Origin of the sequence: Bacteroides zhangwenhongii, from assembly GCF_009193325.2 — a bacterium.
In the GTDB taxonomy this organism is placed as follows: domain Bacteria; phylum Bacteroidota; class Bacteroidia; order Bacteroidales; family Bacteroidaceae; genus Bacteroides; species Bacteroides zhangwenhongii.
On the sequence record NZ_CP059856.1, the window covers coordinates 3,909,315 to 3,923,795 of the forward strand.

A 14,481-nucleotide genomic window follows, 5' to 3' on the forward strand; every position below is an offset into this window, starting at 1 on the left:
GATTATTAAAAAATAGCACACTAACTAAAAAAGTAGTGGTTTTCTTACTCTTCCACCTTCCCTATTTTCATTACTTTAGCCTCAAATTCCTCTCTTTCCCCCAAAGCTTTGTTACGGACACGTGTCCGGTAATTATAGATGGTAGTGACAGAGTAACGAAGGAATTGCGCTATTTTAGTGCTGTCCGTAATTCCCAGACGGATGAGAGCGAAGATACGCAGCTCGGTGTTCAGTTGTTCTCCCGGTTTGGGTTGCATCGGTTCGGTAAGCAAGGCATTAAATTCATCCACAAAATTGGGGAAGAGTTGCAGGAAAGTCACGTCGAAGTTCGCATAAAACTCTTTCAGTTCTTCATCAAGGAACTGGGAAGATTTAATAGCCTTATATAGTTCTTCCACCCTTCCGGCAGCAGCAATCTTATTCAGGGAACGGCGGTATAAATCCATCTTATCGAGATAAGTGGAGCATTGGTCCATGTATCTCCCGATATATTCCTCCTTGATATAGTTGGCTTCCGAAAGCGTATGATTCATTTCTTTCAGTTGCGAATTGGAATCGTGAAGTTCTTCGTTCAGTTCTTGCAGGAGCGTATTGGTATCGACCACTTCGCGGCGCGCAGCAGCTACCTTTTTCATCTGTTTATAGACAAAGAAAATGGCAGCCAACAAGAAAACGGAAAGCAGACTGATACATATCAACGAGATCTTCATTTCCCGTTGCTGACGTTCCGTCTTTAATTGATAAGCCTTGTCTATAATGGGAAAGACTTGCGAAATTTCCAAAGTACGAAGACGGGCATTACACAGGGTAGCATCTTCTAAAGAGCATTTCAGATAATTATAGGCACGGTCAATATCTCCCTCCTCGTAGACGAGCGAAGCAAGTTTACGTAAAGATACATATTCTTTTACTGCTGATTTCAAATCGGCAATGGCCGAAAGAGCCAGATAGTGTTTTTGCCCCTGCTTATCTCCTTTCAACCGATAACCTTCGGAAACGGTATAGGCAATCATTGCCTGTGCATGGTCATCTAAAGAAGGCTTTCTGTAATATTCCATCAGCATATCAATCGCTTCATCGTATCGGGCATGAACAATACATTTATCGGCCATAACCAATGCGTGCCCCAAAGAGTCGGAAGCATTCACTTGCAAAAGAGAATCCCGATATAAATCCGTCATCCGATAATACTCTTTCTTTGCTTTTTCCGTAACGGCATAATCACCCATCAATCCATAAATAGTACGGTATAAATGGTAATAATAGCCATAAAGATAATCAGGGAGTGTTTTCCTATCGATTTTCCCCAGTAACTCAAGGGCTTCTTTATACATTCCGGTAGTTCCCATCACTTCCGCCATATTCATAGCGGAATCATCCAGATAATCCTGTTTATTCAGGCGGTGTGCCAATTCCTCTTTCCTCTGAGCATATACAAAGGACGAATCCAAGTTATAAGCCCGGTATTCATCGAAAAGACGTCCGCAGAATCCATACCGCTGTTCATCGGAAGCAGCCTCAGCCAATAATCTCTTTAGATCGGTGATACGCGTTTCCTTTTCCACTCCATAAGTCCGACGGTTTTTGACGAGACCGTCAATCTCACGGAGTAACGCATCCGTACTCTTGTTATCTTTTGCACAAAGCAGGCCGGGAAAGGCGATTGCCAGAAGAATCAAAATTACTTTTTTCATAGTGCCGTATGTATTATAGTTGCAAAGATAAAAGTCTTTCAGAAACTTCCGGCTTTCAGGAGAAAATTATTGCAGGCGGGAAGAACAATCTTTATTAAAAAGAGGGAACAAAAACAGATTTATTATAAACATTATTCGGCTAATGACATAAAAAAGTACGAAGGTTTATATTCATCACTCTGGTGCGTCAACACTCCAACTTTCTTTCCCTTTCTTTGTTCTTTCTGCGGGAATATGCTACTTTTACATTATCTCATGAATATGAGAACTAAAGAAAGGAACAAATTATGGAAGAAGTCATATAGAAATTTATGACAAGCACCCATTAAACAACCGTTGTACAACTGTTATACTTCCATTGTCCCATAACCATTTGTACATTAACGTGCCGATATTGTTAACTTCCTACGGCCGTGGTGACTTCTTCCCACAGCCGTGACGAGTTCCTACCACAGCCGTGGGAAGATCTTGTCACGGCCGTGACGAACTAAAGATACCGGTACTTTAGTGGAATTATACCGGCATCCCAACATAAGTATACCAGCTACTCTCCCCATAAAGTCCCACTTGATTAATCTTAAAACAAGGCATTTGACAAGAAATCAAGGCTGACAATAAAAATGCATATCTTTTACTTTCAACCTATTATCAGCATCTATTGTCATGCGGTATAAAATTGGTATTCAACCACTTAAATATCATCCTGACAGATTGACAATAAAAAGAGCACAAATCGTTAAGTATAAGAACTTCCAGAGTGCATTTCAACATAAACTAACCTTTATAATTACATAATCTTATTTCGAGACGCAGATCAATGGAGAATAACCGGCCTCATCTCCCTCTACAGACACCAAACGATAATATTGTGTCTTTGTATCGTCTCTGCCTGTATCTTTATAATTGTTTGCCGAAGCAGATACCACTGCAATCTCCTTCCAATTCCATAAATCCGTAGAGTGCAGAATCCGTACATTTCCCCCTGATACTGTACTTCTCCATGATATGCTTACTTCCTGTCCCCGTGTCTCAAAACGGGCAGTAATGTCCTCCGGAGCAGATATTCGACGGGCCTTACACCACAAGGCACGACCTATCATTGGCAAATTCCCCGACAGTCTCCCTTTATTGATTTCCAGTACCTTTTCATACCAGTCTTTTCGGATATCAGTCAGTTGCATATGGTCATCGCGTACATAATTATCCATATATTTACCTTCGTAAACGCCATTAATACGTCCCGGGAAACGTCCCTGTCCATCCCTCGTGCAAAATACGATATCAAACATTGTATTAGCCAGTTGCTCTATTATTTCATCAATATACGGGTGACGACCACTCAAATAGATATTATAAATTACATTAGCCACCAGCGAAGCATGATTCAAGTCTTCTGCATGTTTCACCTTATCGGCTACTTTAGAATAACGCCATTGCAGACAGGTAGTACCGGATTCAGAAGTCTTAGTCCAGGAATCCTTGATAAAAAATTCCAGATTATCACGTACCACCCGGTCATATAAGTCAGCCCTTGAAGTATTTCCCAGTATCTCATGACATTGCGCCATATACGTTAATCCGTCACAAGCCATCAGAGCCTGATTCCAGGCAATAGGTTCAATTAAAGCAGTACTGCTCCTGCGATAGAAAACCTGGTCTCCCGGATGAACAAATCTTGTCAGCCAAGTATCATAAATCTCATCACACATACGCAGATATGTTTCCGCACGTTTTTTGTAAGTTGTACCATAATAATAACGATCGTTGGCGGCCACTCTCTGATCCCAGATAGAAGGAGTTTGCAGAATAAGTCGTGCACAATAGGCAATACGTGCCAACACGGCCCCCTGTTCCACTGCCCCGTCAATTTTCTCTTCATCCGCTCCGGTAGACGGCCAGATATCATTCGGCTCACCCGTCCACCCCACTATACGAAAATCTCCACCGGGTTGTCCGTTACGGGTATAAAGCGCAGCATCGGCATACTCAATCACCCGGTTCAGGAATGTCAGGTCATAAGTCAGTTCAAACAATCGTGTGCAAGCTCCCATACTCTTGCCTAAAGTACGGAATACCCACGTATTATCATATTGGGGAGTAACCGGTACTTGCAAGGCAGAATTATATATCATATACCCCTTGAAGGCATCAAGTTCTTCCTTAGTCAACATCCCTTTCGCCGACAGTACCAATCTGCTTGCCGCCTTGATACCATCATCATAATTATAGCGTTTATAAAACCGTTCTTTGTCTTTCCCATTCGAAGACGCTGCAATTTGAAGCCGGTCATTCTCTATCTTGAACTTCCGCACATCATCATTATTATAATAAAGCAGATCACCTTTTGTCTCGTAACTACCCGTATGCTCTATTTGCAAACGGTCGCCTCCGGCCGAATATATATCCTGCCGATAGGTGAAGTCGCTGTTAAAGGTCAAATGACGTTCTTGTCCGTTTTCCAGGTCATCAGTATCTTCTTCTATCCATATACCATCCACCGGATTCACAGCAGGAGCCACCGGTTTGACAAACAACGGTGGTTCTTCCATCTTCTCATCATCGCTACACGAACATAATAAGAATCCGCCCAGCAATATAGCTCCAAGATTGAAACACATAGTCTTACAGTTCACTCTATCAAAAAGAGAAATCGAAAATATTTTCATAATCAAAATGTCTTCATTCAGTTTGTCATAAATCTCCAGGTTACTTTCCCTATATTATCGGGATATCCCTTTTTCGCCCTGCCAATATTTCCTTTCAATTTACCTTCCGGAGTACGGCTGACGGTAACAGAACGCCAAGAGTACGCCCCATTTTCATAATTAAAAGTCTCTCCATCGTCATCATACAGGCGATAGCTGCTTTCCGCCATACCATAATGACGAATCTCCAGATTTATTTTCTCACCTGCCTTAGGAGCATGTAGCTTCGGTTCCATCATAGGAATGATCGCCCCATCTTTTACATAAACCGGAATACGGTCCAAACCCGGCTTCACTGTTATCACTTCTCCATTACCGGCATATTCGCCTGTGTAAAAATCATACCAATTACCTTTCGGCAACACCACCGTACGCTGCGTCTCCCTCTCAAACATCGGGGCTACCAGCAAATATTCTCCCGCCATATACTGGTCTTTCACTTCCTTGCCCACAGCCTCCAAATAAGGATTATCCTCCAGATTCTTGTTCTTTACCTCCTCCTTATAAGTCGCTCTGCCGGACTCAAATCCGGGTTCCAAGTTCATCGCCCGGAAAGGCGGCGTCCCTTCAAAATGGTATTTGGCAAACTCGCTGTACCAATAAGGTATCATCTGCATACGCAACAAGGCATATTCTCTGACTTGTTCCGCCACCTCAGGAAAGGTCCATGGCTTCGTCCCGCTTGCCCAAGCGTTTATCATTGCCATCGGTGAAAAAACCACTGACTGAAAACGGCGTAACCAATCCTCAGCACTTTTCGAACTACGGACCTCCGGTGTCCAAAGTACTCCGCAAAAGCCGGAGTTGACCAACGCCGTGATAAAATCTCGATGACTGTAATAATCGTTGTAAAGTACATACGGGAATGAGTTTCCGCCACCATTAGAGGCGCGTACCAGACCGAAAGTGCGTTGATTATGCTTCTTGTAGATATCGGCAGTAATCCGTTGTACCCATAAACCATAGGTCTGACGCAGTTGTTCGGCAGACAAACCGGAAGGGAACGTAGCTACATCCGGCCATATATAACGGTCGTATCCGTCCACCTCATCTATTTTATATCCACTGACCCCAATGGTAATATGCTCCTTTTCCAGCTTGTCCGTCCAAATACGTCGTGCCTGTTCCATTCCCCAATCAGGTACAATTCCACACCACACTGTATGCGAACCGCTATATGGATACATATCCTCATAAATTCCCGAAGCGGGAGACACGTACGGATTTGTCCACAGATTGATGCGTACCCCTTTCTTCCGCATTCGTCCGACGAATGCTTCCGCATCCGGAAAACGCCCTTTGTCCCATTCAAACGAACAAGGGTAAGCCTTACTCTGCCAACCGGGTTCCAACCCGATGAAATCCAACGGATATCCCTTTTCTTCAAACTCTTCCGCCTCTTTTTCCACCTGTACCGCGTCATACAGTTTCTGCGTCCGTTGCGTAAATCCCAGTCCCCAACGGGGAGGTAATGTTCCACCGCCACATAACAGATTATAGCGACGTATCACATCCAGCGGAGTAGGTCCGGCAAACAGGTAAACCTCTACCCCCTCTGCCGGTATCAGAATCTCAACCGCATCGGAATATTGTTGCGAACTCCAGCTTTTATCCGTATTACGGTCTTTGGCAACCGGTTTTTCCGGACTGTCCTTGCGAGCAGCCGAACCGGCATAGACCGTCAGATAGCGAGCGGAATTAATAAATACACCATACCCCGCACTAGACACATAGAAAGGCACAGGTGCATGAGTCCGTCCCGTATCTTTTCCACCATAGTGGTCGACGTGCAAATTCAGAATCTTCCCTCTTTGGTGCACCGTCTGAAAATTCAGCCCGAAACCATACAATTGCTCTTCCTTACGAAGCGGTAACCGTAACATCGTCTTACCGGCTTCAATCCGGCTGACAACCCCGCTCGCCATAGCAGGTAATCCAACCTCCGGAAGTAGCTTGAAACCTTCTTTCAAAGGAGCGGCCCCCGAAACTCCCAACAATGAATACGCTTCCGGCTTGCCGACCATTCCTTTCCATACGCCCGGCTCCACCTGCTTCCACTGAATCTGTCCACTTGCCGTATATAAAGCCAGCCAACAGGCCACAATACTTATTAGTCTTTTTATTTTCATTCTATTTCCAAGATTAAATTACTCCATTTCTCAACTGCTATTATTCTGTTCTCCAACTGTCAACGTACAGTGAAATCCAGCAATAATATTTCTTTCGGGCGGAGTGTCAACGAAAGGACATCACCATAATGATACTGTTTCTGAACACCCTCCGACTTATTCTCCAATACGGAAGTAACCCGATACACTTTCTTCGAATCCGGTATCAAGCCCATCTTACGATCCAAAGTTATCTTATATTCACGTTGTTCAGCCGAAGGATTATGAATGGAGATATATCCTTGTTTATCATTCCAGGCTGTATAACCGTAAACTTCATTCCTCTTCGGATTTCCTCCGTGCATCCGCACTCTTTTGAATGTAGGGAATGCCTGATAAGTCCATTTCAATCCTTCCGCCAATACATCCCAATCGGTAGCCGACAGACTGTCCGTTTTGAGGTAAAGTTCGACGAATCCCGTACCACGGCTCAGGTTCATAAAGAGATAATCTTTAAAGCTCTTGCGGTCCTCATTGGCAGTCACCTTTTTCGGTTCATGGTTGAAGATAGAGTTCATCGGGAATTTGGTGTTCTCCTGTTCCCAAATCTGATGATACACATGATCACGATACACCAACTCTCCCGTACGGTCTTTTCCTTTCGCTGCGTCTCCAGCATTAATCAGCCATACTACATCCACATAGGACAGCCACCACGGACTTAAATAGGCTGCATTGGTGATAGCGATAAAAATATCAGGATTCACTTTGTGCAGACCATCAAAAATTTTCATCAGGCGTTCTGTTCCGGCCACTAAATAATAGCTTTTCAGCTCATCATATTTCGGGTCATTAAGACGTTCATCACTAGTAGAAAAGCCATCCAGACCAAGCTGCGGCATTGCCGGTGTGCCCCGTCCCTGCAGTTCAAAATCACGGATATTCAAGTGACCGAACAAACCGTCGAACTTGAAATAAGAGACTCCATGCCGTGCCAAGTCAATCACACGGTCTTCCAACTTGCCCATATATTTCTCTCCGGTCATGGACATACCATAGGAAAGAGCTTCAAAACCATATCCCCTCATCCTGTCCACCATCGGACGCGCACCGAAAATAGACGCCGGACTCAACCAGATTCCTAATGTGGAACCTGCTTTCAGCACCTCCTTCCGGCTGTCCTTAAAGTAAGGAGCAAACTTATTATTAATCTTCCAAACCGTATCCGCCCACGTCACACTCTTACCTTTGTCTTGCCATCCGTCATCAATCACGTATGCATTGAGCGGACGACATCCCCGACGAACTACCAATTCGTCATGTACTTTTCGAAGGCTCTTGGCAAATGTCTCTTTAGATACCCGCCCCCCATAGTCGAACCAACTGTTATATTGTACCTGCAAGCGGGCAGGACGACGACGAATACGGTCAATGTAGCAAAAGAACGTATCATCAATAAAGTTCTTATCATCCGCCATCCCTACCACGCTCCGGTAAGTGGTGTAGCGCTCATTAGGCAACAGTTCCCTGCCACGGAGATAACCACAAGTAATCGTGTTACCTTCTTCCACCGTATTGAAAGCACCTGGAAATTCCATTCCCCAGAATGTAGCCGTTGCCGTTGTATATACCGGCTGTCCCAGCCCCGGTTTCCATCCACCGGATTTCCGCGCTGTTATCAATTTCAACTTATAGTTCTGAAATGCGTCCTCAAAAGCAATGGACTCCACATCTATCTTTTCCAGCGTCACTTTCTTTCCGGAAGTTATTTCCAAATACTTGTGTCCGTAGAAATTGTCTTCTGCCAGTTCGTAACAAACATCAACAGTGAGCTTATGTGTCTTATTCTTCAAACGAAAACGATAGCTTTTGATAGAAGAAGAAAACTTCTTATCCACCGACTCCACCACAAAATCCTTTGCAGTCAGTATTCTGTCTGTTCCCTCCTTATCAGTCCCTTCAGAGATGCGCAGAGCAAACTCCTGACAAGAAACCGGAACCAAATTGGTCCCGGCTTGCTTGTTGACTATTTGTTGAGTCGACAGAACTCCATCCTTGACGGCAAGTGTCCGCGACATATAAGGATTCTCCAATACATACACTTTCTCAACGGCATGAACAAACCCCACAGAGAGAAAAATTGCCAGCAAGAATCCTTTTACAAATATTCCTTTCCTCATACTACTTATTTACCGATAGCTGTTGCCCAATTATTTGAGAAGCGGAAACTTCCGACAGCTCCATCACAACCTCTACGATAGCGGTAATAGATACCCTTGATAGCATTCTTAATTTCTCCCGGTTCACCTTTCGCTACCAGTTCCGGAGTAGGCTCTTCCGCTGTCAACTGAGGATCAATAAACAAAGACATCTCTTGTTTGGCAATATCCATCTTCAACACCAACAGATGAGTTTTGTTAAAATCGTACGATTTAGATTCTGCACCAAGCTTGCGTGCACCTACACCAAATATAAGTTTACGATCTTCACCACGCTTCACATATACCTTACCACGCGTTGCATTACCAGTATGGCTGACATTCATTCCGACCAGTTCAGCGAAACCACCACCTGTTTTCTTCAAGTTGACAAGGAAAGCCAGGTAATAAGCTCCTTTACGGAATTCATTCTTGTTGTCCGACAATGAATAAACACTGACACAACTACCTTTGATATCGTTAGGAAAACCTCCCAGACTAATGGCAGCTCCTCCTTCGGGATAACCATCATAAGTAAGTCCGTTCACAATTACCGGACTTGGTATTTCCGGTACTCTTTTCTGGTCGAACGCCCCGTTCCACGTATTGATACGGATCGCTTCCGTTGCTTCCTGATAAATGCCCTTTTCCAGTTTATCGCCCGGCTTGTAGTCCTTTAAAAACTCATTTCTCAATACTTGTGCATTGGCTGCCAATGCTGCCACAGCGAATGCGGCTAATAATACTACTTTTTTCATGGTTGTTATAATTTAAAATTATCGTATCACTTTATCTATATTCTCAAGAATATTTTTGGGGAAATAGACATTGACCGTCCAAGATGAATTTTGTACACCTTCTTGTGTGTAGTCAGCATCCACTGAAACCAACTCTACAAATCCAATACCTAATACTTCACTCACATCACCACTTAATGTTCCAGTTCTAAGTATTATTGCACTAATTTGCCCTAATTTCGTACCTTCATATTTACCATTCCCAGAAGTACCCTCATTATAAGCATCATCATTCAATTTATAACGAATAACGGAAGACTCCCTAGAATTAGAATCGTAGCCTATCTCTTTCATTTTATTCCAACTAATAAGAGTATTCTCCACATTTTCTTCACTATTTCCTTTAATAAAATCAATAACACCCTGTTCCAAACCATCTATCGAAGTATTAAAACCTATTCTACGAAATTTAATAGGTAAACCTGATCGATCGGAAGAATATAACGATGACATTTGTATATAAGCCTCTTTGCTAGATTCTTTCCATTTATTCGTCAATGATAAAAGAAGTTGCTCATTCTGTACTTCTTTATAATTTTCTATCGTATATTCTTTTCCTGTTGTTACACTAAAATAATTTCTTTCCGTTTCATTCGAATACAATTTTACATTCTTCCAGATATAATTAACGAGTTCTTTGATTCCAAAATCACTCCTAATCACTTCCTTTTTGTTCTCCTGCCAGTACACAATAGTAATTGTATTATTGCTACTTGCTTCAACCGTACTTGGAAGTGAACAAATCAACTTCATTTTATCATCAGATAAAGTACTAGTGATTTCTGTTTCATTAAACAGGACTTTCTCTACCTTATCCAAATTATCTCCTGTTATTTCAAATGTAGAAGTTCCAAGCATTACACTAGCTGGGCACTCTACATTTTCCGGTTTAACTTTTTTTGCAGCAAACTCATCAGCAGAATCGCTTTTTCTCCCTTCTAGTATATTATCTTTCTCTCCATAGCGATATATCAAAGTGATCTTCACAGCTTCTTCTTCCTCATAATAAGGAACAGTAACTTTTAATACTGTGTTGTTTGAGCTTTCTTTATCAATAGTGGCTTCAGTCGTACCAAAAAGCACCTTTTCTACCAAATTCAGATCTGTTCCCTCTAATGAGACTGACTCAAAGAAATCTGCCTCAAGGGAGGACACGTTTTCCAACTGAGGAGCACGCGGAGTTACCGTGAAATTTTTCTCTGTATCCTTTTTTACTAGTTGACCATCCCCATCTGTATACTCCAAAAACAAATTTACAGACTCTCCTATTGCTACCTCATAATAAGGAACTTCTACTTTCAGCTCTGTTCCCGAAGCGCCTTCAACAGCTCTGGTAGCCTCATCCTCTCCTATAATTTTTGCTTCAACATTACCGAAGAAAACCTTTTCCACTATATCCAGATTTTCACCTTCCAGCGTAATAATATCCAAATAACTAACATTATCCTGTGGCACTGTAATCAAAGAAGGTGCTTGAAATACTTCATCCACCACAAATTCACTGACCGTTTCGGCAGTCCCATACGGAGTAGTTACTTTAATCTTGCCCCCTGTCACCTCTTCCGTAGTCATCACTTTTATCTCTGTATCCGTAGCCTCACCGACAAGCGTTACCTCCTTTCCGCCTATTGTTACTTCACTCACTTCTTTCAAATCGGTACCGGTTATTGTAATTGTTACACCAGGCACCCCATGAGGTGGAACAAAGTTAGTTATAGTAGGTGCAACTGGAACCGGTTCTTCCGGTGCTCCGTCTTCCTTGTCATCACTACATGACACTGCGAACATCAATACACTGATAATAATTGAAGTCCATTTGCTTATTTCTTTTATTATATCTTTCATTGTTGTCATTTTCTTATCTTTAAAAACTCATTTTTCAGATCCCATCCTTCCAGAAATCATTATTTTTTCTCGAAATAGAAGTCAATTGTCATCGTACCATTTGCATCGGCAGCGGAAGTCCTGCTCACACTTATCAACTTCACAAAACCTATCTGAAGAACTTCCTTATAGTTCTTGTCCGTAACCATCAACAAATTAATACCACCAATCGTAATACCTTCATCATTACTTTCGTTATATGGCAAACCACCAGTTCCACCACTCATATCATCTTCCAGCTTATAACGAATAACCTGTTTCATTGGGCTATATAACAAACCTGCTTCAGCTGCCTTCTCTGCATCAAAATACTCCAACGTACCCTCATTGATCATTTTAATGAATTTGGCATCTGCTTCATTGCTCTCTTTGAGCTTACGGAATCGCAGTGGCACCCCGTTTGCTCCCGAAATCTGATTTCCATTACAAGTCCATCGTTTATCCAACAAACCACCATCTTTCGGATAAAGTGAACCAAAGTTCAAGCCGTTAGCACCAGGATATAATGCTAGATGAATCTTGCCTGCATTCGCTTCAAATTCACAAGGTGTATATGACAAACCTGTAATTCCACTAAAGAAATTCACATTCGGGTGTGTAGGTCCATACAACGTTATCCTCTTCCATACATAACAAGGAGATTCTTTCAGAGCGATATTACCAACTGATGTCTGCATCTTTCCACCAAAATAAACAAATTCAATCTTGGCATTATCATTTACTTCAAAATCAGTCGGTACCAAACAAGTTAATTTTTCCGATGTAGCTAGCTCAACAGCCAATTCACGACCTTCCAACAAAACTTTCTCAACCACATTCAAATTACTACCTATAATATCAAATGTAGCTCCAATAAATGCCTTTTCGGAAATTGAAGTAACAGACGGAGCAGTTGCATCCAATGTGAATGCATTTTCAATCACCAATTCCGTCGGATCTACGCCATAATTATACTTCAGCACAAGATCTACCGCTCCATCAGACTCATAATAAGGAACAATAATCTCTATCTTTTCATCCGACTGTAGCTCAAAATCACTTTTCAAAACAGACGCCTTTGTCCCAAAGCTGATTTCATTTACCAACTCCAGATTCTTACCTTTAATCACCATTGCAGCGAAGACTCCCGTTTCCTTAGACCATTCCGTCACTTCCGGTCTAAGATACTCAATCACAAAATCTTCTTCAGCGATAGCTGTTCCATAAGGACTGGTTACTTCTATCTTACCAGAAAGATTATCTTTAGTAATCTCCGCCATTACCAATGTGCGGTTCACACGAGTGACATTTGCTTCAACTCCACCGATTTTAATGGAAGTAACATCTCTCAAATGAGTACCCGTAATGCTGACCATCGTTCCAATTTGTCCGATTTTAGGAGTAAACCCTGTAATTTCGGGTGGGGTGGTATCCAAAGGATCTACGTTCAAGGTTTCATGGCAAGCCGTAACAAGCACTAATACGCTCGCTATAACAGAAAGCCACCCTATTATTATTTTATTTATATTCATCATGTCTTTCAAGTCTTTTAATTTACACAACTGCTTTAATAACCGACATTCTGTGTCGCATTCGGAGCCGAAATCATCACATTATAAGGAATGGGCAACAGCAACTGCCAGTTCTCCAATTTAGGATTCGGTACATACGTATTATATTTTTCATTGCCATAATAGTCGCTCTTACTACCACTACTTTGATTTCTTACCTTTTCCGTACGTAAATGGTTTTCCATTACTTCGATAAACTGGTTCGTACGCACCAAATCAAAAAATCTTTGGTTCTCCATAGCAAATTCCAGTCTTCTTTCTCTCGCCATCGCCGCACGATACTCCACACGGTTGGCAGGGGTTATCGCATCCAGTCCGGCACGCTCACGGATATCATTCAAATACCCGTTCGCTATATCCGTCGGTCCGTTCAGTTCATTCTCAATCTCTCCCAACATCAACAACACATCGGCAAAACGAAGAATCGGCCAGTCATTTTCCGCATCATAACGTACAGTCACCTGAGAATAATATTTCCTTACCCAGCCTACATGCTGAAGAACTCCCAGTTTGCTCGTCCAGGTTTCACTCAAAACCACTTCCATACGTTGGTCACCTGTCTCCGATTTATACGCATCAATCAAATCTTCTGTCGGACAATTATAACTACTTCCACTCCCATAGATTACCGCGTCTTCACTAGACGATGGAGCGAAATAATTGGCAAACGGAGATCCCAAGCCCTTACCACCGGCAAGATAACGGCATACGAATATCATCTCTTTATTCATCTCATTGGCCGTACTGAACAGATTTGCATAAGCACTGCCCGTCAGTCCGCTATCAAGCAACAGTCCATATCCGCTATTCTCCTTCACATCTTCCAACAATGTCTTTGCCTGTTCGAGCATCTTTGTGATTTTCCCATTATTGGAAAGTGTCAGATATACCTTAGCCAGCAACGTTTTCGCTGCCCACTGGTCGGCACGTCCCAAATTTTCATCATCATACTTTTCCGGTAGCTCTTTAGCTGCAAACTTCAAGTCTTCCTCAATAAAAGCATATATCTCATCTCTCGAACTACGTTCCGCCTGCTTGGCAACCTCCGGAGAAATCCGCTCACTCACCAAAAATACAGGACCATAAAGACGGACCAAATTGAAGTAGTGATAAGCCCGGATGAAACGTGCTTCCGCTTCAAACTGTATTCTCATCTGAGGATCGTCCGCACCGTCCAAATGCTGCAACACAGCATTGCAATTGGCTATATTGTGATACACCGCTTCCCAATAAGCGTTGTTCAACGCATTGGACGTTTCCACCTTATAAATATCCAGGTGAGTAATCTCCAAATCCGTACTACCCGTAGGAGCCTGATTACGGTTGCGCGAGTTGTCCGAACGCACCTCTGTTACAAAAAACTCCCTATCCAACGCATCTTGAATACCATTGTAACAAGCAATTACAGCCGAGTTCAATGCTGTGGTGCTATTATAGAAACCATCGCTATCCATTTTATCATACGACTCCCTATCCAGAAAGCTGTCACATCCCCAAAAGACCAACAGAATTGGTAAATATCTAAATACTCTTTTCATCGCTTGC

8 protein-coding genes are annotated in these 14,481 nt (G+C 42.5%); all 8 read right to left on the reverse strand.

Annotated features, from left to right (window positions below; genetic code table 11):
* Positions 1 to 44: 44 nt before the first annotated feature.
* On the reverse strand, positions 45 to 1,694 hold the full coding sequence (locus tag GD630_RS15680; protein WP_143868097.1) for a DUF6377 domain-containing protein: 1,650 nt from the start codon (positions 1,692 to 1,694) through the stop codon (positions 45 to 47).
* A gap of 797 nt (positions 1,695 to 2,491) precedes the next feature.
* Complete coding sequence (locus tag GD630_RS15685) at positions 2,492 to 4,360, reverse strand: hypothetical protein (protein WP_143868096.1); 1,869 nt, start codon at positions 4,358 to 4,360, stop codon at positions 2,492 to 2,494.
* A gap of 17 nt (positions 4,361 to 4,377) precedes the next feature.
* Positions 4,378 to 6,528, reverse strand: coding sequence for a glycoside hydrolase family 31 protein (locus GD630_RS15690; protein WP_143868095.1), 2,151 nt, complete (start codon positions 6,526 to 6,528; stop codon positions 4,378 to 4,380).
* 59 nt (positions 6,529 to 6,587) lie between these two features.
* Positions 6,588 to 8,687, reverse strand: a complete 2,100-nt coding sequence (locus GD630_RS15695; protein WP_143868094.1) for an alpha-amylase family protein — start codon at positions 8,685 to 8,687, stop codon at positions 6,588 to 6,590.
* A 5-nt stretch (positions 8,688 to 8,692) separates the two neighbouring features.
* On the reverse strand, positions 8,693 to 9,463 hold the full coding sequence (locus tag GD630_RS15700; RefSeq protein WP_143868092.1) for a hypothetical protein: 771 nt from the start codon (positions 9,461 to 9,463) through the stop codon (positions 8,693 to 8,695).
* An 18-nt stretch (positions 9,464 to 9,481) separates the two neighbouring features.
* A complete protein-coding gene (locus GD630_RS15705; RefSeq protein WP_143868091.1) occupies positions 9,482 to 11,356 on the reverse strand; it encodes an IPT/TIG domain-containing protein in 1,875 nt (624 codons plus the stop codon).
* A gap of 50 nt (positions 11,357 to 11,406) precedes the next feature.
* Entirely contained in the window at positions 11,407 to 12,900 is a 1,494-nt protein-coding gene (locus GD630_RS15710) for an IPT/TIG domain-containing protein (protein WP_143868089.1), read from the reverse strand.
* Positions 12,901 to 12,932: 32 nt separating this feature from the next.
* The gene (locus tag GD630_RS15715) at positions 12,933 to 14,474 is read right to left on the reverse strand and encodes a RagB/SusD family nutrient uptake outer membrane protein (RefSeq protein WP_143868088.1); all 1,542 of its coding nucleotides are present in this window, start codon (positions 14,472 to 14,474) and stop codon (positions 12,933 to 12,935) included.
* Between the last annotated feature and the right edge of the window lie 7 nt (positions 14,475 to 14,481).

Excerpts from the sequence above, each read along its gene's own strand:
- GD630_RS15700 (WP_143868092.1), bottom strand. The coding sequence starts at position 9,463 with ATGAAAAAAGTAGTATTATTAGCCGCATTCGCTGTGGCAGCATTGGCA.
- GD630_RS15695 (WP_143868094.1), bottom strand. The coding sequence starts at position 8,687 with ATGAGGAAAGGAATATTTGTAAAAGGATTCTTGCTGGCAATTTTTCTC.
- GD630_RS15685 (WP_143868096.1), bottom strand. The coding sequence starts at position 4,360 with ATGAAAATATTTTCGATTTCTCTTTTTGATAGAGTGAACTGTAAGACT.
- GD630_RS15680 (WP_143868097.1), bottom strand. The coding sequence starts at position 1,694 with ATGAAAAAAGTAATTTTGATTCTTCTGGCAATCGCCTTTCCCGGCCTG.
- GD630_RS15715 (WP_143868088.1), bottom strand. The coding sequence starts at position 14,474 with ATGAAAAGAGTATTTAGATATTTACCAATTCTGTTGGTCTTTTGGGGA.
- GD630_RS15705 (WP_143868091.1), bottom strand. The coding sequence starts at position 11,356 with ATGACAACAATGAAAGATATAATAAAAGAAATAAGCAAATGGACTTCA.
- GD630_RS15710 (WP_143868089.1), bottom strand. The coding sequence starts at position 12,900 with ATGATGAATATAAATAAAATAATAATAGGGTGGCTTTCTGTTATAGCG.
- GD630_RS15690 (WP_143868095.1), bottom strand. The coding sequence starts at position 6,528 with ATGAAAATAAAAAGACTAATAAGTATTGTGGCCTGTTGGCTGGCTTTA.